We start from the raw sequence: 23,280 nt of genomic DNA on the forward strand, positions 1-23,280 counted from the left end.
TTACATTCTGGCTGGAGCCGAAACGCCCAGCACAGCCAGGCCATTGTGCAATACCTGCGCGGTGGCCGCGACCAGCGCCAGGCGCGCTTTCTTCACGGCTTCGTCGTCCACCAGGATGCGTTCCGCGTCGTAGTAGCTGTGGTAGCTGGCGGCCAGGTCGCGCAGGTAGAAGGTGACGTCGTGCGGCGCCTCGCCGTCGGCGGCGGCCGTGAGCATCTCGGGGTACTTGGCCAGCTGCAGCATCAGCGCCTGCGCGGGCGCACTGTCCAGGCACGACAAGTCGGCCGCATACAGCTCGGAAGTCACTTTGCCGAGCAGCTCCACACGCACCTGTTCCTCGGAGAGGGCCAGCAGGTTGGCCTGGGCCGTGACGATTTCCTCGGTAAAGCCCCGTTCACGCAACAGTACCGAGCAGATGCGTGCGTGGGCGTACTGCACGTAGTACACCGGGTTGTCGTTGTTCTGCGCGACGGCCAGGTCCACGTCGAAGGTGTATTCGGTGTCGGGCTTGCGGCTGAGCAGGAAGAAACGCACCGCGTCCTTGCTGGTCCACTCGATCAGGTCGCGCAGCGTGACGTAGCTGCCCGCGCGTTTGCTGATCTTGACCTCTTCGCCGCCCTTGACCACGCGCACCATGGTGTGCAGCACGTAGTCGGGGTAGCCCTGCGGAATGCCCACATCCGCTGCCTGCAGCCCGGCGCGCACGCGGGCGATGGTGCCGTGGTGGTCGGTGCCCTGGATGTTGACGACCTTGGTGAAGCCGCGCTCCCACTTGGCGATGTGGTACGCCACGTCGGGCACAAAGTAGGTGTACGTGCCATCCTTCTTGCGCATGACCCGGTCCTTGTCGTCACCGTAGTCCGTGCTTTTCAGCCACAGCGCGCCGTCCTGCTCGTAGGTCTTGCCGTTGGCGATGAGCTTGTTGACTGTGGCGTCCACGCGGCCGCTGGTGTACAGGCTCGACTCCAGGTAGTACTCGTCGAACTTCAGGTTGAAGGCCTGCAGGTCCTTGTCCTGCTCGTTGCGCAGGTAGGCCACAGCGAACTGGCGGATGGATTCCACATCCTCCACATCGCCGCTGGCGGTGAACTCGCGGTCGTCGGCCTTAACGGTCTTCTTGGCAAGGAAGTCGTTGGCGATCTCCTGGATGTATTCGCCGTTGTAGAACGCCTTGCTGGCCGGGTTGTCCGGGTCGGTGGGCCAGCATTCGTCGCCCGGCTTGAAGCCCTTGGCGCGCAGCTGGGTGCTGGTGGTCAGCGTCTGGATCTGCACGCCCGCGTCGTTGTAGTAGAACTCGCGGTGCACGTTCCAGCCCTGGGTGCCGAACAGGTTGCAGATCGCGTCGCCCAGGGCCGCCTGGCGGCCGTGGCCCACGTGCAAAGGCCCGGTGGGATTGGCCGAGACGAACTCGACCAGCACGCGCCGACCGTTGTCGTGCTGGTAGCCAAAGCGCTCGCCAGCGGCCAGCACCTCACGCACGATTTCCTGCTTGGCGGCCGGCTTGAGGCGGATGTTGAGAAAACCGGGGCCCGCGATCTCGATCGCATCGACCCAGCGCTGGAAGGCCGGCGTGGCCTCCAACGCAGCCTTGAGCTGCTCGCCCAGCGCACGCGGGTTGAGCTTGAGCGGCTTGGCCAGTTGCATGGCGGCGGTGCAGGCGAAATCGCCGTGGGCCGCAACCTTGGGGGATTCGAACGCGGCCTTGGCGCCGGCGCCTTCGGACAGGATTTCCAGCTCGGCTGCAAGCGCAGCGAGCAATTCATTTTTGGCGGTGAGCATCGGTGGATTTTACGGGGCTGCTTGGCGAAGGCGCCGGACGCACTGCCCAGATCGGACTGGCACAGCGACAATGCCCACGCGGCACATGCTGCCGCCCCGCCATGGCTCAGGAGATTTGCGCATGCAGCCTCGCCCCATTTTTCTGTACCGACGCCGCTGGACCCTGCTGTTTCAGGTGCCCTTTGCGCTGCTCATGCTCGTGTGCCTGGCCTACTCGGTGCTGCTGATTTATGCGGCCGACAACAAGTTGCTGACTCTCATCGGCTCGGTCGGGGCGTTCGGCTCGTTTTGCATCGCGGGGACCTTCGGCCGCTCGGCTTGGGAGGCCTACCGCGAACGGGAGCCTGCGGTGGTGATTGACGAATCCGGCATTACCGACCTGCGCGACGATGACTCGCACACCGTGCCATGGGAGGCGATGGAGCGGGTGCTGCTGGACATCAGCGAAAACATCATCCGCGTGAAGCTGCGCACGAGCAGTACAGAGTCGGCAATCGGCGTGATCGTCAAAACCCTGCAGCGCTGGCAGCGGGGCGGTGACGTGGTGTTCCTCCTGGGGGGCCTGGCCTACGACGCGCGACAGGTGCAGATGGCTTTGCGCGCCCACCACGCCGCCGCGGTACCACGGAGGTCCGCACTGCAGTAGACCGCTGCGCGCGACCCGCCATTGCTGCGTTGTCGCCCGTGGCGTTCTATGGTGCAATCCCGCCGGGACCCACCTATAACGCATTCACTCCAGGAGCTTCCATGAAACAGCTGATTTCCCTGACTGCACTCGGCCTGGCCCTGACCCTGGGCGCAAACGCTTACGCCGCCGAAGACGCCAAGGCGCCGACCAAGCAGCAATCCAAGATGGCCACCTGCAACGCCGATGAAAAGGCCAAGACGCTCAAAGGCGACGAACGCAAGGCTTTCATGAAGGAATGCCTGTCTGCCAACAAGCAAGAGAAGCAGCAGACCAAGATGAAGACATGCAACGCCGACGAAAAGGCCAAGACGCTCAAAGGCGATGAGCGCAAGGCTTTCATGAAGGAATGCCTGAAGGGCTAAGCACCGCCGCCCCTGCGGCAAGGCACAAAAAACCCGCCCAGCGTACCGCCGGCGGGTTTTTGATTTTTAGGGCGGTCTGTACACGCCCCTTCCGTCCACGGTAGGCCGCTACCAGCCCCGCGCCCAGAACACCGCAATCACCGCCACGACCGGCAGTACATGCGACTGGATCATTACCAGGCGGCGCACGTTGGCGACCTCTTGCGCGGGTGGCAGCGCCCCGGTGCTGCGCAGGGTCTGGCGCCAGCGGCGAAACGCGAGCGAAGGCCAGAACGAGATGATGACCATCGCCAGCACGAGGGCGATCTTGAGGTGGAACATGGGCTGCGACAGGTACCACGACGCACCCTTGACGCCCCAAATCACACGCGCCACGCCGCTGCCCAGCATCAGCGTGCCGGCCACGCCGTAGATCACATCCAGCCGCGCAAGCCGCTCGACCACGGCGGCATTGAGCCATTCGGTGCGGCACAGGGCCGCCTGGCTCGACAAAAAGACCACAAAGGTGAGGATGGCCACCAGGTGCAGGGCGGCCAGAACGGCTTCGAGAGTCATGGGGAGGGATCCTTGTAGTGCGCCGCGCCTTGGTGCAGATGTGCGTCACAAGGGCAAGGGCGCTGCCATTGTGCTTGAGGCACACTCGGCAGCCCCGCCCGCGCGGGCGTTCGGCTGGCAGCATCACCCACCGGTAACCACCCCTCAAAGAAAAACGCGGTGCAGGCCTTTCGGCCGCACCGCGCCATGGCCCCGCCAGAAGGCAGAGGCTGCGAATCAGGCCGCCGTGGGGGTGACCGAGCCCACGGGCACGTCCGGCGACACCACCAGGGCGCTGGCTGCAGTGAGGGGTGCAGGCAATGGCTGGCCGTTCAGCGCGGCGTCCAGGCGGTCACGGTCCAGTGCGTTTTCCCAGCGCGAGACCACCACGGTGGCCACCGCATTGCCGATGAAGTTGGTGAGCGAGCGGCATTCGCTCATGAAGCGGTCCACGCCCAGGATCAGCGCCATGCCGGCCACAGGCACTTCGGGCACCACCGCCAGCGTGGCGGCCAGGGTGATGAAGCCCGCGCCGGTCACGCCGGCCGCGCCCTTGGAGCTGAGCATCGCCACCAGGAGCAGCGCCACCTGGTGGCCCAGCGTCAATTCGGTGTTGGTGGCCTGGGCGATGAACAGTGCGGCCAGCGTCATGTAGATGTTGGTGCCGTCCAGGTTGAAGGAATAGCCCGTGGGCACGACAAGGCCCACCACCGACTTGCTGCAGCCGGCTTTTTCCATCTTTTCCATCAGCGAAGGCAAAGCCGACTCGGACGACGAGGTGCCCAGCACCAGCATCAGCTCGGCCTTCAGGTAGCGGCACAGCTTGAGCACCGAGAAGCCGCACAGCCGCGACACGAAGCCCAGGATCACGAGCACGAACAGCAGCGAGGTGATGTAGAACGAGCCCACCAGCCAGGCCAGATTGACAAGCGAACCCAGGCCGAACTTGCCGATGGTGAACGCCATGGCGCCAAACGCACCGATGGGCGCGGCCTTCATCACGATGCCCACGACCTTGAACACGGGTGTGGTCAGCGCCTCCAGAAAGTTCTGCACGGGGCGGCCGGCTTCGCCCACCATGGCCAGCGCAATGCCGAAGAGCACAGCGACCAGCAGCACCTGCAGGATGTTGTCGCCCACGAAGGGGCTGACCAGCGTCTTGGGGATGATGTCCAGCGCAAAACCGGTGAGTGTCATCTCGTGCGACTTGGCCACATAGGTCTTCACGGCCGTCTGGTCCAGGTCGGCCACGTTGATGTTCATGCCCGCGCCGGGCTGCACCACGTTGGCCACCACCAGGCCCACGACCAGCGCCAGCGTGGAGAAGAACAGAAAGTACGCCATGGCCTTGGCGAACACGCGGCCCACGGTGGAGAGCTGCGACATGCCGGCGATGCCAGTCACGATGGTCAAAAAGATCACCGGCGCGATGATCATCTTCACGAGCTTGATGAACGCATCGCCCAGCGGCTTGAGCGCCTCGCCGTAGGCCGGCTCGAAATGCCCCAGCAGCACGCCCAGAACGATGGCGACCACCACCTGGAAATACAGTTGCCGGTAGAACGGAAGCCGCACGGGGTGGGCGGTGGGGGCCGAAGGGGTGTAAGAGGCGTGCATGGGGTTGTCTCCTGTGATCGCGGTGACTGCACCAGCGGGGTGCGTCGAGGGTGCCGTTTGTACCGCCGCACGCTGTTTGGGCCGATAACCTATTGGTATTAGCCGCTGGCACCGCCAGAGGGCGCGCCGCGCCCCAATCTAGGGAAAACACCTAGTCCCCCAACGGGCTGCGGCACGCTTGCGGACCCCACCATCACAGCCCTGGGCTCATTCCAGGCACCCCGTATTCCCGCCCCATGACCACGCCGCGCCTTCGCAAATTCTGGACCCTGCTGATCCTGCTCGGCGGCATGGCCGGCAGCATGTTCGTGGCCGGGCAATGGGCGTGGCAGCACTCGCTGCACGACGAAAGCGACAGCGTGCAGCGCCAGCTGGCCCTGTATGGGCAGACGCTGGCGCAGCGCATCGACCGCTACCGCACCCTGCCCGAGGTCCTGGCGCTGGATGCGCAGCTGCAGGACGCCCTGAGCCGCGCGCTGAGCCCGGCCGAGGTGGAGCAGCTCAACCTCAAGCTGGAGCAGGCCAACGGTGCCAGCCAGTCGTCCACGCTCACCCTGCTCAACCACGAAGGGCTGGCCGTGGCGGCCAGCAACTGGCGCACCGCCACCAGCAACGTGGGCGTGGACTACAGCTTTCGCCCCTACGTGCAACAGGCGCTGGCGCAGGGGCGCGGCAGCTTCTACGGCATTGGCGTGACCACGGGCGAGCCGGGCTACTTTCTGTCGCAGGCCATCCGCGACGCCAGCGGCCAGCTGCTGGGGCTGATCGCCATCAAGATCGCGCTGCAGGAGCTCGAGCGCGAATGGCTGCAAACACCGGACATCGTGCTGGCCTCGGACGCACACGGTGTGGTGTTTCTGGCCAGCCAGGACGCGTGGCGCTACCGATTGCTGGAGCCGCTGGGCGACGAGGAGCGCCGCGAGCTCAATGCCACGCGGCAATATGTCGACCAGCCCCTGCGCCCGCTGGCGTGGCGCGTGGACGAGCGCATGGACAACGGCGGGCGCCTGGTGCGCATGGAATCGTCCGACCTGCCCGCCTTGCCCGGCCGCGTGCTGTGGCAAAGCCAGCCACTGCCCGGCACGCCCTGGCAGCTGCACCTGGTGCACGAGACGCACAGCAGCATTGCCGACAGCCGCTGGGCCGCGGCGGCCGGCGGTGGCGGCTGGCTGGCTCTGGGCCTGCTGGTGCTGTTTGTGCGCCAGCGCCAGCGCTTGGCCAACCTGCGCCAACGCAGCCGCCAGGAGCTGGAAACCGTGTTGCACCAGCATGCGCAGGAGCTGCGCACCGCGCAGGACGGCATCGTGCAGGCGGCGCAACAGGCCGCGCAGCAGACCGACACGGGGCTCTCGCGCAGCCTGGAGCACCTGCCGCAGGGCGTGGTCATCATCGATGCCGACCTGAAGCTGGTGGCCTGGAACTCGCGCTATGTCGAGCTGTTTCGGTTCCCGAGCGACCTCATGCGCGTGGGCCAGCCGATTGCCGACTTGCTGCGCCACAACGCGCGCCGCGGCCTGCTCGGGCCCGGACCGGTGCACGAAGCCATCGAGCGGCGCCTGGCCCACCTGCGCAGTGGCACGCCGCACCTGCACGAAAGCGCCAAGGACGACGGCACGGTGCTGGAGATCCGCGGCAATCCGCTGCCCGAAGGCGGCTTCGTGACCAGCTACGCCGACATCACGAGCTACAAGAATGCCGCGCGCGAACTGCGCTCGCTCGCCGATGCACTGGAGCAGCGCGTGGCCGACCGCACGCGCGACCTGGACGCCGCCCGGCGCGAGGCCGAGCAGGCCAACCGCTATAAAACCCGCTTTGTCGCCGCCGCCGTGCACGACCTGCTGCAGCCGCTGAACGCCGCGCGCATGTTCACGTCCTTGCTGCGCAGCCACCTGCAGGGCGATGCCGAACGGCGCACGGTGGACAGCATCGACGGGGCACTCGCATCGCAGGATGCGATCCTGAGCAGCCTGCTCGACATCTCGCGCATGGAATCGGGCCAGCTGGACGTGCACATCCGCGATGTGGCGCTGGGGCCGGTGCTGCAGGTGCTGGCGCACAACTTCGGCGTGCTGGCTGAGAGCCAGGGCCTGAAACTCAGTTGCGTGCCCACGCGCGCCGTGGTGCGCACCGACGAAAACCTGCTGCGCCGCATCCTGCAGAACTTCGTCTCCAACGCCATCCGCTACAGCCGGCGCGGGCGCATCGTGGTCGGCTGCCGCCGGGTGGCTGGCCACGGTGGCGACCAGCTTCGCATCGAAGTGCACGACCAGGGCCCCGGCATCCCCGAGGCGCTGCAGCGCGAGATCTTCGAGGAGTTCCGCCGCCTGGACGAAGGCCGCGCCGACAACCGGGGCGCGGGCCTGGGCCTGGCCATCGTCGAGCGCCTGGGCCGGGTGCTGGGCCACGAGATCGGGCTGCGCTCGCAACTGGGGCGCGGCAGTGTGTTCTGGGTGTGTGTGCCACTGGGCGACCCTGCTGCGGTGCAGCTGCAGCATCCGCCGCCGCCAGTGGCCGCACCGGCCATTGCATTGCAACCGGCGGACGATGCTCCGCTGCACGGCAGCAGCGCCTGGGTGATCGAGGACGACGGCCCCACCTGCGCCGCCACCCGGGCCCTGCTGGAGCGCTGGGGCTGCCAGGTGCCGCTGGCCGGGGGCGCGCCCGAGGCGCTGGCCCACGCACAGCCCGGCCAGGCGCCGCAGCTTGTGTTGCTCGACGTCCACCTGGGCCCCACGCACCACGGGCCGGACGTCTACACCGCGCTGTGCGAGCGCTGGGGCCAGGCGCCCTCCGTGATCCTCGTCACCGCCGAGCGCGACGCCACGCTGCGCCGGCAGGCCGCAGAGCGGGGTTGGGGGTTTCTGGCCAAGCCGGTGCGGGCGCCGGCGCTGCGCGCGCTGATGAGCCAGACGTTGTTGCGTTTGACACAGGGTTCATCCCCCTGAGCCGCTGGCGCGGCTCCACCCTTTCCGTCTCTGCGCTGCACGCCGCGGGCCAGGGGACGACACCTGTGCGGCGGGGTGGCCCTTGCACTGCGTCTTGTGCGTCGCGCCGCGCCCATTGATGAGGAAAGGCCGATTGCTACAGTTTCGATAGCTACAAACGCTTTAGATGCAAGCGCTAGCGGCCTTTTTCGATCAAAACTCGTCACCAACGGCCGCCCATCAGCCCGACACTCCGCCGTCTTCCGCCTCCAGGCCTTTCACCAGCACCGCCGCCTGCGTCCGGCTGTAGCAGGCCAGCTTCTTGAGGATGGCGGTGACATGCACCTTCACCGTGTTCTCCGCCACACCCAGCACGGCGGCGATCTGCTTGTTGAGCAGCCCATCGGCCAGGCACAGCAATACGCGAAACTGCTGCGGCGTGAGCTGCGCCAGGCGCGCGGCCAGCTCGGCGTCGGCCTCGGAGCGCTCGGCCGCCATGGGCGGGAACCAGCTGCCGCCGTCGAGCACGGCTTCGATCGCTTCCCCCATCGCTTCGGCCGGCGCGGACTTGGGGATAAAGCCTGCCGCGCCAAACTGCTGCGCGCGGCGGATGACGCGCGGGTGGTCGTTGGACGAGATGACCACCACCGGGACCTCGGGGTACTCGCCGCGCACATGCAGCAGAGCCGAGAAGCCGCGTGCCCCCGGCATGCTCAGGTCCAGCAACACCAGCTCCACCTCGGGGTGCTCCTGCAGCGCCGTGCCCAACGTGGCGGCACTGGCCGCCTCCAGCGTGCGGAACTGCGGCAGGCGCTCGCGCAGCACATGCAGCACGGCGGCGCGGAACAGGGGGTGGTCGTCTGCGACCAGGAGCGTGGGCTCGGACATGGAGGGCGAGTCTGCCACGGCGCCCAAGTGTGGAGCCACCGCATTGACCCTGAGGCGGTGGCCCGATCCACAGCTACCGCGCGAACTCCTTGTCGATCCAGCCGTCGAGCAGCGCCTTTTCGTGCTGCAGCGGGTCGCTGGAGCGCAGGCCACCGTGCATCAAAAAGCCGCTGTCGCGCAGCGCGCGGGTGCCCTCGCGCAGCACCCCGCCATCCGCGCCGAGCAGCTTGAAGCGCAGGTCGATGCGTGGCGGGTAGATGTCGCGCACGATGCGCACTGCGCTGGCCTCTGGGCCGCGCCCGGGTTCAAAGCCGCCGGCGCGCTGCGCGTCGGTGATCTGCACCTCGAGCCGCTGGCCCTCGCGCAGCCGCGGCGCGGCGCGCTCGGCCAGGTGCAGGGCCAGCGCGTCCAGCCAGGCGCGGCGGACTGTCTCGGGCTCGCGCGGGGCGTTGCGCGCCTCGGCAAGACCTGCCGCGTCGGCGTAGGTGATGCGCACCGCGCCAGGCGGGGCACTGCTGCCTGCGGGTGGTGCTTCGGGCCCCGTGGCAGCGCACCCAGCGATCAGGCAGGCGGCCAAGAGCGGCAGCACATGGTGCTGGGCGCGTTGCAGGGCTGGGTTCCGGCTGTGCGTGCGCGGCGTGCCGTGTGCGCGGTTCGTGCTGGCGGTGCTGTTCACGCTGGGTGCACCGTGCGGCGCTCGGGAGCCTGTCGACGTCGTCATCCGCATTCCATGCCTTTCATCTTTGCTGCGCCAAAAGCCTGTTGATGTCGTGTGGGGACCGACCGCCGTTCGATCAGGCGTTGTTCTCCGCGCCGCGCCAGAACGCGGGTTGCGCATACTGGTGCTTGAGGTATTCGATCCACAGCCGTACCCGCAGCGGCAGGTGCTTGCGCTGGGGGAACACCACGTAAATGCCGTTGGGCGGCGCGGCGTAGTCCTCCAGCACCGCGGCCAGGCGGCCCGCAGCGATCTCGGCCTCGACCTCCCAGGTGCTGCGCCAGGCGATGCCCCAGCCGCCCAGGCACCAGTCGTGCAGCACCTGCCCGTCGGAGCAATCGAGCGGCCCGCCGGGCTTCAGATGCATCACCTCGGTCGAACCATCGGCGTGTGGCACGCGGAACGCCCAGCCGCGCGTTTGCGATGCGTCGCTGGAGAGCGTGAGGCAGTCGTGCAGCACCAGTTCTGCCGGCGCGCGGGGGGTGCCGCGCCGGGCCAGGTATTCGGGCGTGGCCACACACAGGCGGCGGTTGTCGGCGATGCGCACACTCACCAACGACGAGTCAGGCAGGTCGCCCACGCGCACCGCGCAGTCAAAGCCTTCGCCGGCCAAGTCCACCACGCGGTCGCTGAGGTTCAGCGAGATCGTCACCTCGGGGTGCGCCGAGCGAAAGCGCGGCACCAACGGCGCCACATGGCGGCGGCCAAAGCCCGCCGGGGCGGTGATGCGCAGGTGCCCGGTCGCCTTCACGCCCCCGGCGCTCACGCTGGCTTCGGCATTGGCCACATCGGCAATGATGCGCTGGCAATCTTCCAAAAAGGCGCTGCCCTCGTGCGTGAGCGTGATGCGCCGGGTGGTGCGAATCAGCAGCTTCACCCCCAGGCGTTCTTCCAGCGCGTCGAGCCGGCGCCCCATGATCGCGGGAGCCACGCCTTCGGCCCTGGCCGCGGCCGTCAGGCTGCCGCGCGCAGCCACCGACACAAAGGATTCGAGTTGCTTGAGCTTGTCCATGGGGTGGAGATGGTATGGGCATCGTCTTGCAGTCGCACAACGGCCAGAAAACAGCGGGGTTCAGGCAGTTTCTGAAGGGATCGGTGCGAGCGAGAGGACCGATTGACGAGGCAGCACCACCCTGAAAGTCGCGCCTGTGCCCGGTTCGCTGTGGACTTCGATGCGGCCGCCATGCCGGCTGACGATACCGTACGCAATGGACAGGCCGAGCCCCGGGCCCGTGCCCACAGGTTTCGTGGTGAAGAACGGATCAAAGATTCGGTCCAGGTTCTCAGGCGCAATGCCGCTGCCTGAATCGCACACCTCTGCCCACACGTGGACGCTGTCGGAGCCTGTGCGCAGGGTGACGCTGCCCGGCCCGTCGATGGCCTGGCCTGCATTGATCAGCAGGTTCATGAACACCTGGTTGATCTGCGAAGGGATGCATTCGATTTCGGGGATGCCTGCGTACTCCTTGCGCACCTCGACCCGGTCCTTGAGCGCGCTCCACACGACGTTGAGCGTGCTGTCCAGGCCGGTTTCCAGACTGGCCATTTGTTTGCCGGAGTCATCGACGTGAGAGAAATCCCGCAGATCCTGCACGATGCGCTTGACCCGCTGTAAGCCGTCCATCGATTCGCTGAGCAAACTGCCCATGTCCTCGCGCAGATAGGCGAGGTCAATCTGCTGCTTCAAATCGTCCATGGCTTTTTGCGTGGCCGGGCTCAATTCCTTCTCGCTCTGCTCATACGCAGCCAGGGTCTTGAAAAGGTCTTCCACATAGCCCCGCAAGGTGCCCAGGTTCGAATTGACAAAGGCGACGGGGTTGTTGATTTCGTGCGCAACCCCGGCTGCCAGCTGGCCGATGGACGCCAGCTTTTCGGACTGCAGCAGTTGGCTGTGGGCCTGGGCCAATTTGCCAATGAGTTCTTCCTGGCGGGCCCGTTCCACCAGCAGCGCTGCGTTGGCCAGTGCCAGCTGCCTGCGGTCTTCCTGAAACTGCTCTACGGCGCGCGCCATGGCGCCAATCTCATCACGGCCCTGCACCGGGACCACGAATTCGCCTTCCCCAATGTCCGTCTTGCGCAAGCTTGCGCTCACCAGCTCCAGGCGCGCCAGCACATGCTTGCCCAGAAACCTCTGGGCTACCAGCCACGCCAGCAACAGGCTGGCCGATAGCAGAACCGTGACCCAGCGTTGGTTCTTCTGGGAGGTTTCCGCCAATGCCAGCATGGCCTCGCGGTACGCCTGGGTGACCCGCTCCGACTGGGCTTGGGTGGCTTGCACCATCTGGCCCGCCTGACCGCGCAGTTCGGCGTGAAACTGCGGCTGGGACGGGGCGCTCTGCGTGGGCGATGTTCCTGCCGCGCTGAACTCGCTTTCGCGCAGCTGCCCGACGATATTCACGGTGTTGCGGAACAACTGGCCGGACTGGTGCAGATCCAGCACACCCAGATCGTCATCGGCAGCCGCCAGCCGCTCTACGGTCTGGTCAAACGATGTCAGGTGCTCCAGGATGTCTGCATAGCTGGCGCGCATCTCCTGGCCCGACCCGGCCGTCGACAATTGGTAGGCTTCGCGCTCAATCAACAGGGTGCGCCGAACCAGTTCCTGCGCGTCCTTCATCTGCCCCAGGCGCTTGTCGACCAGGACCTGGGTGGCGCTGGTGTTGACATGCAGGGCATACACGGCGGTCACGCCACCCGCGAGGATCAGGAGCGCGAGCGCTGCGACCGCCAATATGAATTGGTTGCGCAAGGAGCGGGGCAGCCGCAGGGCCATATTGATCGCCGATTTCAACGCGCCTGTTGTCAACGTTTCCAAATGCGGCGATAGATGGTGCGGTAACCATTGTCCGGGTCGTACTGGTGCTGGCCGCCGCCGTCAAAAGCGATGTTGTCAGGCGTCACCAGGTGCACCGGCACCACGTAGCCGCTGACCGGCTGGCGGGCCAGCAACCGGTTCAATTCATCGATCAGCTGCCAGCCATGGAGGTTGAGCGGTTCGGACACCGTACCCGTCTGGAAGGTACCGGCCCGGATGCGCAAAAAAGCGGCCGCGCTCCCGTCACCCGCGGACAGCATGCTGATGCTTTTGCTCAATTTACCCGCGCGTGTCAGCTCGGGCGCCGCATAGTCAAAGTAAATATCGTTGATGGCCAACGCATGGGTCCACCGCGTGCCGTGGCGCGCCAGCAGGTCCTGGGTCGTTGCGGGCATCAACTCCGCGCTTTTGGAAATCGCCACGTCCTTGATCTCCAGCAAGCTGCAAGTTTTGCAGGCCCGGATAACGTCTGCCATGGCGTTGGACTTGGCCATGGCAATCTCGAAATTGCTGTCCGTGAACAGGACCACGCCCGCGCGGCCATTTGACGCCACCACGGCGGCCATGGCCGTGATGCGCGCAACCTCCAGGGGGTCGGTAGACACATTCATGGCGATCGGACTGCCTGCAATAGGGCCCGCGGTGGGCCCGACGTGCCAGCCCACCATGGGAATTTTGCGCCCCTCGAAGGGACTGAGTTGGGCCCGGACTTCCTTCACGTCGACCCCCACCAGGATGACTCCGTCGGGGTTCAAGGCCAATGCCGCCGTGAGTGCCCCCGCGCGTCCCGCGGGGGTACCGCTGGCGTCATAGATTTTGGTTTTCCAGCCAATCGTCTTGGCGGCTTCCTGGATACCTTTGCTCACGCCAAGAATGCCGCCGTTTCGCAAATCCTCGCTGATGATCGCGATGGTGGCGCCGGGGTGCGCTGCGGGGCCCGATTGCGGGCCGCTCCAGGGCACTCCATGCTTGCTGGCGTTGGCCACCATTTGGCGCATGTCATCCAGCCGCAGCTCCACAGAAGGCGCTGGGCTCGGCGCTTGCGCATGCACAGGATGCAACCCCGCCAGATACCACCCGAAGGACAAACCTACCCACAACCGCGCGGCGTACGACATGCGAAATCCCTCGGAAGAGTTGCGTTCACTTTATACGTGTGGAAGGGCAAAGTCACTACACAATGCTATTCTTTTCATAGCATCAGGCCATACCACCCTGTGCTCGTCCATGCCTTCGAAACCGCATGGTGCATTGCGTTGCACGGGCCGGGCGCCCATTTCAACGGTTCGCTGCCCCCGTCACAGGGCGATGTGGCTTTGCGGCCACCCTGCGAGATGTCCGAGGCCAAACATCCCATCGTGCGGAGGAAATGTTGGCACGGCTGGCCACCGCGCAGGCTGCAATACCCTCAATTTGGTCGCAAATAGATTGATATTCATCCATATAGTGGCTCACAAAGGATGGAATAAAGTACTTCCATAGCCTGCAGCGCCGGCAATCCCTCTCCATTTCTGAAAAGGCACTCCCCATGTCCAACGCATCCGCCTCTCCCCGCACCACCGCGTCCGGCCTGCAAGTGGCCACCTCCCTGTACCGCTTTGTCGAAGACAAGGTGCTGCCCGGCACGGGTGTCGATGCCGCGGCCTTCTGGAAGGGGTTCGACGCCATCGTGGCCGACCTGGCCCCGCGCAACATCGCCCTGCTGGCCGAGCGCGACCGCCTGCAGACCGAGCTTGACACCTGGCACAAGGCCAACCCCGGCCCCATCAAGGACATGGTGGCCTACCGCGGTTTTCTCGAAAAGATCGGCTACCTGGTGCCCCAGCCCGCCGACGTCAAGGCCACCACGGCCAACGTGGACGACGAGTTGGCCACCCAGGCCGGCCCACAGCTGGTGGTGCCCATCCTGAACGCACGCTATGCACTGAACGCCGCCAACGCGCGCTGGGGCAGCCTGTACGACGCGCTGTACGGCACGGACGCCATCAGTGAAGAAGGCGGCGCCGAGAGGGGCAAGGGCTACAACCCGGTGCGCGGCGCCAAGGTGATCGCGTTTGCACGCCAGGTGCTGGACGACACGGCACCGCTGAGCACGGGCTCGCACAAGGATTCGACCGGCTACAAGGTCGAAGGCGGCCAGCTGGTGGTGTCTCTTGCCAATGGCGGCACCACGGGCCTCAAGGCCCCATCGCAGTTCAAGGGCTACCAGGGCGATGCGGCAGCGCCCAAGTCGGTGCTGCTGCAGCACAACGGCCTGCACCTCGATATCCAGATCGACCGTTCCACGCCCATCGGGCAATCCGATGCGGCGGGCGTGAGCGACCTGGTGCTGGAAGCAGCCCTGTCCACCATCCTGGACCTGGAAGACTCCGTGGCCGCCGTGGACGCCGAGGACAAGGTGCTGGGCTACAGCAACTGGCTGGGCATCATCCAGGCCACGCTGACCGAGCAGGTCGCCAAGGGCGGCAAGACCATCACGCGCGGGCTGAACCCTGACCGCGTCTATACCGGCCCTGCCGGTGGCGAAGTGCGCCTGCATGGCCGCTCGCTCATGTTCCTGCGCAATGTGGGCCATCTGATGACCAACCCGGCCATCCTGTGGACCGACGCGCAGGGCCAGATGCGCGAGATCCCTGAAGGCATCATGGACGCGGTAGTGACCACGGCCATCGCGCTGCACGACCTGCAAGGGCACGGCAAAGACGGCATCCGCAACTCCCGCAAGGGCAGCGTCTACATCGTCAAGCCGAAGATGCACGGCCCCGCCGAAGTAGCCTTCGCGAGCGACCTGTTCGGCCGCGTGGAACAACTGCTGGGCCTGCCTGCCAACACCGTGAAGCTGGGCATCATGGACGAGGAGCGCCGCACGTCCGTCAACCTGAAGGCCTGCATCGCCGCCGCATCGGCCCGCGTAGCCTTCATCAACACCGGCTTCCTGGACCGCACCGGCGACGAGATGCACACCGCCATGCACGCCGGCCCTATGGTGCGCAAGGGCGACATGAAGACCAGCGCCTGGATCCAGTCGTACGAGAAGAACAACGTCCTGGTGGGCCTGTCGTGCGGCCTGCGCGGCAAGGCGCAGATCGGCAAGGGCATGTGGGCCATGCCCGACCTGATGGCCGAAATGCTCAAGCAAAAGATCGCCCACCCCAAGGCGGGCGCCAATACCGCCTGGGTGCCGAGCCCGACCGGCGCCACGCTGCACGCGCTGCACTACCACCAGGTCAAGGTGAGCGACATCCAGATCGAGCTGGAAAAGACCGACGTGAACGCCGAGCGCGACAACCTGCTGACCGGCCTGCTCACCGTGCCGGTGAGCGCGAACCCGAACTGGAGCGACGCTGAGAAGCAGCAGGAGCTGGACAACAACGCCCAGGGCATCCTGGGCTACGTGGTGCGCTGGGTGGACCAGGGCGTGGGCTGCTCCAAAGTGCCCGACATCCACAACGTGGGCCTGATGGAAGACCGCGCCACGCTGCGCATCAGCAGCCAGCACATGGCCAACTGGCTGCTGCACGGCGTGGTGACCGAAGCGCAGGTGCGCGAAACTTTCGAGCGCATGGCGGCGGTGGTGGACGGCCAGAACGCGGGCGACGCGCTGTACCAGTCCATGGCCGGCCACTTCGACACCAGCATGGCGTACAAGGCGGCTTGTGATCTGGTCTTCAAGGGGAAAGAGCAGCCCAGCGGCTACACCGAACCCCTGCTGCACGCTTGGCGATTGAAGCTCAAGGGGGCCGTACAGGCTGCTTGAGGCTGAGGTGATCGGTTCGGGGCCGCGTTGCGGTCGCCGATCATGGATCGCTCCTGAATTGATAGCTGCTAGCGCTTATATAGCAAGCGCCAGCAGCTATTTTTGCTTCAAATTTGGGCAATAGAAGCATCCGTCCTCTCGTGAAGACGGCACTGGCGAGACAGCTGATGGCGCTGCCCGATATTCATTCAGAGCCTCGTCGCAGCCGTAGTAGTGGTCGCGACCACGCGGGCTAACTGACACCTGCCGCCCGGTCACCCCGTTTTGTCCGGCACCTGTGCGCTGGCCCCTGTCAGCCGCAGTGTCCTAGCGGGCCGACCTGGGCGGTGGGGAGTCCGAACGCTGAGTCGCGTTCAGGGGAATCCTGGCGCCGTACACTGGCCCGTGCACGCCGCGCACTGCATCACCTCCTGGGTGCGCGTCGGGTGTTTCTCCGTTAGCCATGCCTCTCGCCACCCAATCCCACGACCCGCCATCACCGCCGTTCGCAGGCGCTTGCCCGCTTTGCGGTCAGCCCAACCAATGTGCAGTCGCTGCAGGCTTGCCCGCCCAGAGCTGCTGGTGCATGGCGCGGGTCATTGCGCCCGAGGCGTTGGCAGCCGTGTCGGCCGAGCAGCGCGGGCGAGTGTGTATTTGTCCCGCTTGCGGATCGTTGGGCCCGCAGCAGGACTCGGCCGGCGGCGATGACGATGCCGTACCGTCCGCGCCGATATGATTTCCGCTTTCGTTTGTTGCAACCACCTCAATCCAAGGAAGCTGATATGCCCACGTACCACGTCGAGATGATGGAAGGCCGCACGGTCGAGCAGAAGAAGAAGTTGGTCGAAGAAATCACGCGGGTGTCGGTCGAAGTGCTCGGCGGCTCGCCTGAGTCGGTCGACATCCTGATCACCGACGTCAAGCGCGAGAACTGGGCGACGGGCGGCAAGCTGTGGTCTGAGCGCACCTGATCCACCCTTTTTACAGCGGCCGCAGACAACCCCGCCATGGCGCAACCCGGCTCGCTCTCCGTGCTGCGCGAACGCTATGGCGAGCGCTACCGCTGGTTCCTGCTGCTGTCGGTCATGGTCGGCACGATGGCGTCGATCATGTCGTCCACCATCGTGAACGTGGCCATTCCGGACATGAGCCACTACTTTGCGCTCGGCCAGGAGCGCGCGCAGTGGGTGAGCTCAGGCTTCATGGTGGCCACCACGGTGTCGATGCTGACCACGCCGTGGCTGCTGTCCCGGTATGGCTACCGTGCCACCTATGTCGGCGCGATGCTGCTGCTTCTGGCTGGCGGTATCGGGGGCGGCTTGGCGCGGGACTTCGGCTTGGTGCTTGCTGCGCGCGTCGCCGAGGGGCTTGCCGCCGGGGTGGTGCAGCCTATTCCCGCCGTCATCATTCTTTATGCGTTTCAACCCCACGAGCAGGGGCGGGCCAGCGGCATCTTCGGCATGGGTGTGGTGCTCGCGCCCGCCATCGGCCCGAGCATTGGTGGACTGCTGGTCGACTGGTTCGGCTGGCGTTCGATTTTCTTCATGGTCGTGCCTCTGTGCCTCGCATCCATTGCGCTGGCCTACAAGTTTGTGCCTGTGACCGCGCCGGGTGGCGTCGAGGCCAACCGACAGGGCGACGCGCTCGACTGGCGCGGGCTGTTGCTCGGCACGGTGGGCACGCTGTGTTTGCTCAACGGGCTCGTGTCGCTGCATGGTGGCTCTGCCGCTGAAGCAGGTGCTCTGCTGACCGGCGCGGCGCTGGCGGTGGGTTTGTTCATCGGCTGGCAGCGCCGCCAGGCTCGGCTCGGGCGCAAGCCACTGATGGACCTGCGGCTGTTTCAGTACCGGCAGTTTGCAATGGGCAGCGTCGTCGCGTTCATCTACGGCACCGCGCTGTTCGGCTCAACCTATCTCCTGCCTGTTTTTATGCAGCTTGGTCTGGAGTTGTCGGCTTCGCACGTAGGCACCTTGATGTTGCCCGCGGGGTTTGTGCTCGCGGTCACCATCGCCGTGGTCGGTCGCCTCGCCGACCGGCAGCCTACCCATTTGCTGGTGAGCATCGGCCTTGCGCTGTTAGCGTTGTCCTTCGGGCTGATGGTGTTTGTCGGGCTGGGGGTTTCGCTGTGGGTGTTGGTGGCGCTGGCCATCCTGGGGCGTATCGGCCTCGGGTTCATCCTCCCATCGCTGAACCTGGGGTCCATGCGGCCGCTCGACAAGTCGCTGATTTCCCAAGGCTCGAGCACCATCGGTTTTCTGCGCATGCTGGGCGGCGCCGCGGGTGTGAGCCTGTGCGGCATCGTCCTCGAATGGCGCTTGGGCGCACACGGCGTGGCGCTGGCCACTGGGGCCAGCAACCCGGCGCGCACCGCGGCGTTTGGGGAGACGTTTTTGATGCTGACGTGCTTGTGCGGATTGGCGCTGGTTGCCGCTTGGCAGTTGAAAGCAGCGCCGGCGGTAACTCCGGCGAAGCACGTCTGATGCGATTTCTGCGCTGACTTCAGCCCAGGGAGGACAGGTATGGATACCCTGTGGAACCGTGCTGATCGTGGCGGGCGAGAGGCGTAGTAAAAGCCTTCGATGCTTGTGCGTCGTGCACACACTTCACCGTTCAGCCGAGTGTGTGTCGCACGCTATAAACGAAGATGGTGACGACACCCCAGAAGGTGCGGGGTACAACAGAGCGTCTGGTAGCCCCTCGCGCCTTTTTACGAACAATGCCGAAATGGAAATCTTGTCATGTGCCAACTGCTCGGCATGAACTGCAACGTCCCCACGGACGTCACCTTTAGCTTCACAGGATTCGCTCAGCGCGGCGGCAAGACCGATCACCACAGCGACGGTTGGGGAATCGCGTTTTTCGAGGACAAGGGCCTGCGGCATTTCGTCGACCACTTGGCAGCGGTGGACTCGCCTGTGGCCGAACTGATCCGCCGGTATCCCATCAAAAGTCGAAACGTGATTGCGCACATCCGCAAGGCGACCCAGGGCGTGGTGAATTTGCAGAACTGCCACCCCTTCGTACGCGAGCTTTGGGGCCGGTATTGGGTATTTGCCCACAACGGTGATCTCAAGGACTTTCGGTCACGTCTTCATTCGCACTTCCGTCCCGTGGGAGATACGGACAGCGAGCACGCGTTCTGCTGGCTCATGCAAGAACTCGCCAAGTCTCACGCCAGCGTGCCGTCAGTGCGGGAGCTCACCCTGACCCTCACAGAGCTGGCTGCACGCATAAGCCCGCATGGGACCTTTAACTTCCTACTGTCCAACGGCCAGGCATTGTGGAGCCACGCGTCGACAAACCTGTACTACATAGAGCGGAGGTACCCATTTGGGGAGGCGCAACTGAGTGATGAGGACGTGAGACTGGATTTTTCTCGCGAGACGGGCGAGCGAGACGAAGTGGCAGTGATCGTGACGAGCCCGCTGACGACGAACGAAGAATGGACGGCGTTTGGCAAGGGTGAGCTGCTGGTGTTCGAGCAAGGCCGGCGGCTGAGGCTCTGAGCGGCAGTGAGGCTTTGGATGTCACAGCCCCAAAGAATTCATTGCCCCGCAAAGCAAAAAACCCCAGTCATATCTGACTGGGGTTTTCTGGGCTGTAAGAGCCTGACGATGACCTACTTTCACACGGGAACCCGCACTATCATCGGCGCAAAGTCGTTTCACTGTCCTGTTCGGGATGGGAAGGAGTGGTACCAACTTGCTATGGTCATCAGGCATAAAGGGTTGCCATACTGAACGCCGCGTGGGGAGTTCAGTACAACGAATTCATAGAGTTAAATCAGCTTTTGGTGTTTTGACTGCGTCAACTTGGCATAACAATCTTTGAGCTTTGCACACATTCATTTCTGGATGCATGCTGGCAATCAAAGTTATAGGGTCAAGCCTCACGAGCAATTAGTATCAGTTAGCTTAACGCATTACTGCGCTTCCACACCTGACCTATCAACGTCCTGGTCTTGAACGACTCTTTAGGGGGCTCAAGGCCCCGGCAGATCTCATCTTGAAACGAGTTTCCCGCTTAGATGCTTTCAGCGGTTATCTCTTCCACACTTAGCTACTCGGCAATGCCACTGGCGTGACAACCGATACACCAGAGGTGTGTCCACTCCGGTCCTCTCGTACTAGGAGCAGGCTTCCTCAAATCTGCAGCGCCCACGGAAGATAGGGACCAAACTGTCTCACGACGTTTTAAACCCAGCTCACGTACCTCTTTAAATGGCGAACAGCCATACCCTTGGGACCGGCTACAGCCCCAGGATGAGATGAGCCGACATCGAGGTGCCAAACACCGCCGTCGATATGAACTCTTGGGCGGTATCAGCCTGTTATCCCCAGAGTACCTTTTATCCGTTGAGCGATGGCCCTTCCATACAGAACCACCGGATCACTATGTCCTGCTTTCGCATCTGCTCGACTTGTCAGTCTCGCAGTTAAGCACGCTTATGCCATTGCACTATCGTCACGATGTCCGACCGTAACTAGCGTACCTTCGAACTCCTCCGTTACGCTTTGGGAGGAGACCGCCCCAGTCAAACTGCCTACCATGCACTGTCCCCGATCCAGATAATGGACCTAGGTTAGAACCTCAAACACACCAGGGTGGTATTTCAACGTTGGCTCCATGAGATCTAGCGACCTCACTTCAAAGCCTCCCACCTATCCTACACAGATCTGTTCAAAGTCCAATACAAAGCTACAGTAAAGGTTCATGGGGTCTTTCCGTCTTTCCGCGGGGAGATTGCATCATCACAAACATTTCAACTTCGCTGAGTCTCAGGAGGAGACAGTGTGGCCATCGTTACGCCATTCGTGCAGGTCGGAACTTACCCGACAAGGAATTTCGCTACCTTAGGACCGTTATAGTTACGGCCGCCGTTTACTGGGACTTCAATCAAGAGCTTGCACCCCATCATTTAATCTTCCAGCACCGGGCAGGCGTCACACCCTATACGTCCACTTTCGTGTTTGCAGAGTGCTGTGTTTTTATTAAACAGTCGCAGCCACCGATTTTTTGCAACCCCGTTGGGCTCGCCTTGTACAGGTTCACCTACTTGGGGCATACCTTCTCCCGAAGTTACGGTATCAATTTGCCGAGTTCCTTCTCCTGAGTTCTCTCAAGCGCCTTAGAATACTCATCTCGCGCACCAGTGTCGGTTTGCGGTACGGTCGTCAATAGCTGAAGCTTAGTGGCTTTTCCTGGAAGCAGGGTATCACTCACTTCGTCTGCAAGCAGACTCGTTATCACCCCTCATCTAAGCCCGGCGGATTTGCCTACCAGGCACGACTACAGGCTTGAACCAACATATCCAACAGTTGGCTGAGCTAACCTTCTCCGTCCCCACATCGCACTATTGATCGGTACAGGAATATTGACCTGTTTCCCATCAGCTACGCATCTCTGCCTCGCCTTAGGGGCCGACTCACTCTACGCCGATGAACGTTGCGTAGAAAACCTTGCGCTTACGGCGAGGGGGCTTTTCACCCCCTTTAACGCTACTCATGTCAGCATTCGCACTTCTGATACCTCCAGCATCCGTCACCAGACACCTTCACAGGCCTACAGAACGCTCTCCTACCACGTGCAATAAATTGCACATCCGCAGCTTCGGTAACTGGCTTAGCCCCGTTACATCTTCCGCGCAGGACGACTCGATCAGTGAGCTATTACGCTTTCTTTAAATGATGGCTGCTTCTAAGCCAACATCCTGACTGTTTTAGCCTTCCCACTTCGTTTCCCACTTAGCCAATTTTAGGGACCTTAGCTGGCGGTCTGGGTTGTTTCCCTCTTGAGTCCGGACGTTAGCACCCGGTGCTCTGTCTCCCAAGCTGTACTCGTCAGTATTCGGAGTTTGCATAGGTTTGGTAAGTCGCCATGACCCCCTAGCCTAAACAGTGCTCTACCCCCGACGGTAATACTTGAGGCACTACCTAAATAGTTTTCGGAGAGAACCAGCTATTTCCAAGTTTGTTTAGCCTTTCACCCCTATCCACAGCTCATCCGCTAGTTTTGCAACACTAGTCGGTTCGGACCTCCAGTACCTGTTACGGCACCTTCATCCTGGCCATGGATAGATCACTTGGTTTCGGGTCTACACCCAGCGACTGATTCGCCCTATTCGGACTCGATTTCTCTACGGCTTCCCTATTCGGTTAACCTTGCCACTGAATGTAAGTCGCTGACCCATTATACAAAAGGTACGCAGTCACCCTTGCGGGCTCCTACTTTTTGTAAGCATGCGGTTTCAGGATCTATTTCACTCCCCTCCCGGGGTTCTTTTCGCCTTTCCCTCACGGTACTGGTTCACTATCGGTCGATTACGAGTATTTAGCCTTGGAGGATGGTCCCCCCATATTCAGACAGGATTTCTCGTGTCCCGCCCTACTTGTCTCTACCTTAGTACCACACGTCTGTTTTCGCATACAGGGCTATCACCTGCTATGGCCGGACTTTCCATTCCGTTTTGCTAACAATCGTGCTATCAATAGAAGGCTCTTCCGATTTCGCTCGCCACTACTTTCGGAATCTCGGTTGATGTCTTTTCCTCGAGCTACTGAGATGTTTCAGTTCACCCGGTTCGCCTCGCATGACTATGTATTCATCATGCGATACCTCTTGCGAGGTGGGTTTCCCCATTCAGAAATCTCCGGATCAAAGCTTATTTGCCAGCTCCCCGAAGCTTATCGCAGGCTATCACGTCTTTCGTCGCCTGTAATCGCCAAGGCATCCACCACATGCTCTTAGTCACTTGACCCTATAACTTTGACGTCTCTTTCGAAACATCGCCATCTAATCTTTCAAGGACTTGCTAGGTCTTTCACCTAGCGCGTTATGCCGTAAACAACTTCAACTCTTTCGAGTTGTCATCGTATTACTTAAGAATTTCAAACTAGGTTTGAATATTCGTTTTGACGCAATCAAAAAATTGTCATCAGAGGCACGGTCTGCACTAAACCTTTACGAATGTGCAGTTTCCTCTGACAACGCTGATTCGACTCTATGAATTTTTAAAGAACAGCCGATTGATCAATCGATATTGATCAACAACAAAGAAGCCTCAACCGTTTCCAGTCAAAGCCGCTTTGGTGTTGAATTATTTCTACCGCTATGTTGTTGGTGGAGGATGACGGGATCGAACCGACGACCCCCTGCTTGCAAAGCAGGTGCTCTCCCAGCTGAGCTAATCCCCCAGTGTCCTCATACCGTATCCGTATAT

General features: G+C 63.1%; 16 protein-coding genes, 1 tRNA gene and 2 rRNA genes. 8 read left to right on the top strand and 11 right to left on the bottom strand.

Annotated elements, in window-relative coordinates; translation table 11 throughout:
- The gene (gene argS, locus ACSQ3Q_RS22720; protein WP_436136572.1) at window positions 1–1,779 is read right to left on the bottom strand and encodes an arginine--tRNA ligase; all 1,779 of its coding nucleotides are present in this window, start codon (window positions 1,777–1,779) and stop codon (window positions 1–3) included.
- Between the two features lie 121 nt (window positions 1,780–1,900).
- Between argS and ACSQ3Q_RS22725 the strand changes: the two genes are divergently transcribed.
- Entirely contained in the window at window positions 1,901–2,425 is a 525-nt protein-coding gene (locus ACSQ3Q_RS22725) for a hypothetical protein (protein ID WP_436136573.1), read from the top strand.
- 101 nt (window positions 2,426–2,526) lie between these two features.
- Window positions 2,527–2,829: a PsiF family protein gene (locus ACSQ3Q_RS22730; protein ID WP_436136574.1), complete on the top strand. Its 303-nt coding sequence runs from the start codon at window positions 2,527–2,529 to the stop codon at window positions 2,827–2,829.
- Window positions 2,830–2,937: 108 nt separating this feature from the next.
- On the opposite strand, the gene ACSQ3Q_RS22735 is transcribed toward ACSQ3Q_RS22730, so the two are convergent.
- On the bottom strand, window positions 2,938–3,384 hold the full coding sequence (locus tag ACSQ3Q_RS22735; protein WP_436136575.1) for a DUF2214 family protein: 447 nt from the start codon (window positions 3,382–3,384) through the stop codon (window positions 2,938–2,940).
- A 216-nt stretch (window positions 3,385–3,600) separates the two neighbouring features.
- The gene (locus tag ACSQ3Q_RS22740; protein ID WP_436136576.1) at window positions 3,601–4,980 is read right to left on the bottom strand and encodes a dicarboxylate/amino acid:cation symporter; all 1,380 of its coding nucleotides are present in this window, start codon (window positions 4,978–4,980) and stop codon (window positions 3,601–3,603) included.
- A gap of 236 nt (window positions 4,981–5,216) precedes the next feature.
- Here ACSQ3Q_RS22740 and ACSQ3Q_RS22745 point away from each other — a divergent pair, with 236 nt between their 5' ends.
- On the top strand, window positions 5,217–7,925 hold the full coding sequence (locus ACSQ3Q_RS22745) for a hybrid sensor histidine kinase/response regulator (RefSeq protein WP_436136577.1): 2,709 nt from the start codon (window positions 5,217–5,219) through the stop codon (window positions 7,923–7,925).
- Window positions 7,926–8,144: 219 nt separating this feature from the next.
- Here the strand turns inward: ACSQ3Q_RS22745 and ACSQ3Q_RS22750 are convergent, their stop codons facing one another.
- The 5 genes from ACSQ3Q_RS22750 to ACSQ3Q_RS22770 all read right to left on the bottom strand — a co-directional run bounded on the left by ACSQ3Q_RS22750 (window position 8,145) and on the right by ACSQ3Q_RS22770 (window position 13,443).
- Window positions 8,145–8,792 (bottom strand): response regulator, encoded by a 648-nt coding sequence (locus tag ACSQ3Q_RS22750; protein WP_436136578.1) that lies wholly within the window; start codon window positions 8,790–8,792, stop codon window positions 8,145–8,147.
- 73 nt (window positions 8,793–8,865) lie between these two features.
- On the bottom strand, window positions 8,866–9,513 hold the full coding sequence (locus ACSQ3Q_RS22755; RefSeq protein WP_436136579.1) for a DUF3016 domain-containing protein: 648 nt from the start codon (window positions 9,511–9,513) through the stop codon (window positions 8,866–8,868).
- Window positions 9,514–9,586: 73 nt separating this feature from the next.
- Window positions 9,587–10,522, bottom strand: coding sequence for a LysR family transcriptional regulator (locus ACSQ3Q_RS22760; RefSeq protein ID WP_436136580.1), 936 nt, complete (start codon window positions 10,520–10,522; stop codon window positions 9,587–9,589).
- Window positions 10,523–10,582: 60 nt separating this feature from the next.
- Window positions 10,583–12,259 (bottom strand): ATP-binding protein, encoded by a 1,677-nt coding sequence (locus ACSQ3Q_RS22765; RefSeq protein WP_436136581.1) that lies wholly within the window; start codon window positions 12,257–12,259, stop codon window positions 10,583–10,585.
- Window positions 12,260–12,312: 53 nt separating this feature from the next.
- Window positions 12,313–13,443: a substrate-binding domain-containing protein gene (locus tag ACSQ3Q_RS22770; RefSeq protein ID WP_436136582.1), complete on the bottom strand. Its 1,131-nt coding sequence runs from the start codon at window positions 13,441–13,443 to the stop codon at window positions 12,313–12,315.
- Between the two features lie 410 nt (window positions 13,444–13,853).
- On the opposite strand from ACSQ3Q_RS22770, the gene ACSQ3Q_RS22775 reads away from it, so the two are divergent.
- The 5 genes from ACSQ3Q_RS22775 (at window position 13,854) to ACSQ3Q_RS22795 (ending at window position 19,567) form a co-directional block, all read left to right on the top strand.
- Complete coding sequence (locus ACSQ3Q_RS22775; protein WP_436136583.1) at window positions 13,854–16,082, top strand: malate synthase G; 2,229 nt, start codon at window positions 13,854–13,856, stop codon at window positions 16,080–16,082.
- A gap of 442 nt (window positions 16,083–16,524) precedes the next feature.
- A complete protein-coding gene (locus ACSQ3Q_RS22780) occupies window positions 16,525–16,797 on the top strand; it encodes a cysteine-rich CWC family protein (RefSeq protein ID WP_436136584.1) in 273 nt (90 codons plus the stop codon).
- A gap of 46 nt (window positions 16,798–16,843) precedes the next feature.
- Window positions 16,844–17,032: a 4-oxalocrotonate tautomerase gene (locus ACSQ3Q_RS22785; RefSeq protein WP_322591207.1), complete on the top strand. Its 189-nt coding sequence runs from the start codon at window positions 16,844–16,846 to the stop codon at window positions 17,030–17,032.
- Between the two features lie 36 nt (window positions 17,033–17,068).
- On the top strand, window positions 17,069–18,541 hold the full coding sequence (locus ACSQ3Q_RS22790; protein WP_436136585.1) for an MFS transporter: 1,473 nt from the start codon (window positions 17,069–17,071) through the stop codon (window positions 18,539–18,541).
- A gap of 258 nt (window positions 18,542–18,799) precedes the next feature.
- On the top strand, window positions 18,800–19,567 hold the full coding sequence (locus tag ACSQ3Q_RS22795) for a class II glutamine amidotransferase (RefSeq protein ID WP_436136586.1): 768 nt from the start codon (window positions 18,800–18,802) through the stop codon (window positions 19,565–19,567).
- Window positions 19,568–19,667: 100 nt separating this feature from the next.
- On the opposite strand, the gene rrf is transcribed toward ACSQ3Q_RS22795, so the two are convergent.
- The 3 genes from rrf to ACSQ3Q_RS22810 form a co-directional block, all read right to left on the bottom strand.
- Window positions 19,668–19,780 (bottom strand): 5S ribosomal RNA (rrf, locus tag ACSQ3Q_RS22800).
- A gap of 159 nt (window positions 19,781–19,939) precedes the next feature.
- Window positions 19,940–22,818, bottom strand: a 23S ribosomal RNA gene (locus ACSQ3Q_RS22805).
- A 360-nt stretch (window positions 22,819–23,178) separates the two neighbouring features.
- Window positions 23,179–23,254: transfer RNA gene (locus ACSQ3Q_RS22810), tRNA-Ala, on the bottom strand.
- Between the last annotated feature and the right edge of the window lie 26 nt (window positions 23,255–23,280).

This window comes from Acidovorax sp. LjRoot129, assembly GCF_964253765.1.
GTDB lineage: Bacteria > Pseudomonadota > Gammaproteobacteria > Burkholderiales > Burkholderiaceae_C > Acidovorax.

Excerpts from the sequence above, each read along its gene's own strand:
- argS (WP_436136572.1), bottom strand. The coding sequence starts at position 1,779 with ATGCTCACCGCCAAAAATGAATTGCTCGCTGCGCTTGCAGCCGAGCTG.
- ACSQ3Q_RS22725 (WP_436136573.1), top strand. The coding sequence starts at position 1,901 with ATGCAGCCTCGCCCCATTTTTCTGTACCGACGCCGCTGGACCCTGCTG.
- ACSQ3Q_RS22730 (WP_436136574.1), top strand. The coding sequence starts at position 2,527 with ATGAAACAGCTGATTTCCCTGACTGCACTCGGCCTGGCCCTGACCCTG.
- ACSQ3Q_RS22735 (WP_436136575.1), bottom strand. The coding sequence starts at position 3,384 with ATGACTCTCGAAGCCGTTCTGGCCGCCCTGCACCTGGTGGCCATCCTC.
- ACSQ3Q_RS22740 (WP_436136576.1), bottom strand. The coding sequence starts at position 4,980 with ATGCACGCCTCTTACACCCCTTCGGCCCCCACCGCCCACCCCGTGCGG.
- ACSQ3Q_RS22745 (WP_436136577.1), top strand. The coding sequence starts at position 5,217 with ATGACCACGCCGCGCCTTCGCAAATTCTGGACCCTGCTGATCCTGCTC.
- ACSQ3Q_RS22750 (WP_436136578.1), bottom strand. The coding sequence starts at position 8,792 with ATGTCCGAGCCCACGCTCCTGGTCGCAGACGACCACCCCCTGTTCCGC.
- ACSQ3Q_RS22755 (WP_436136579.1), bottom strand. The coding sequence starts at position 9,513 with ATGACGACGTCGACAGGCTCCCGAGCGCCGCACGGTGCACCCAGCGTG.
- ACSQ3Q_RS22760 (WP_436136580.1), bottom strand. The coding sequence starts at position 10,522 with ATGGACAAGCTCAAGCAACTCGAATCCTTTGTGTCGGTGGCTGCGCGC.
- ACSQ3Q_RS22770 (WP_436136582.1), bottom strand. The coding sequence starts at position 13,443 with ATGTCGTACGCCGCGCGGTTGTGGGTAGGTTTGTCCTTCGGGTGGTAT.
- ACSQ3Q_RS22775 (WP_436136583.1), top strand. The coding sequence starts at position 13,854 with ATGTCCAACGCATCCGCCTCTCCCCGCACCACCGCGTCCGGCCTGCAA.
- ACSQ3Q_RS22780 (WP_436136584.1), top strand. The coding sequence starts at position 16,525 with ATGCCTCTCGCCACCCAATCCCACGACCCGCCATCACCGCCGTTCGCA.
- ACSQ3Q_RS22785 (WP_322591207.1), top strand. The coding sequence starts at position 16,844 with ATGCCCACGTACCACGTCGAGATGATGGAAGGCCGCACGGTCGAGCAG.
- ACSQ3Q_RS22790 (WP_436136585.1), top strand. The coding sequence starts at position 17,069 with ATGGCGCAACCCGGCTCGCTCTCCGTGCTGCGCGAACGCTATGGCGAG.
- ACSQ3Q_RS22795 (WP_436136586.1), top strand. The coding sequence starts at position 18,800 with ATGTGCCAACTGCTCGGCATGAACTGCAACGTCCCCACGGACGTCACC.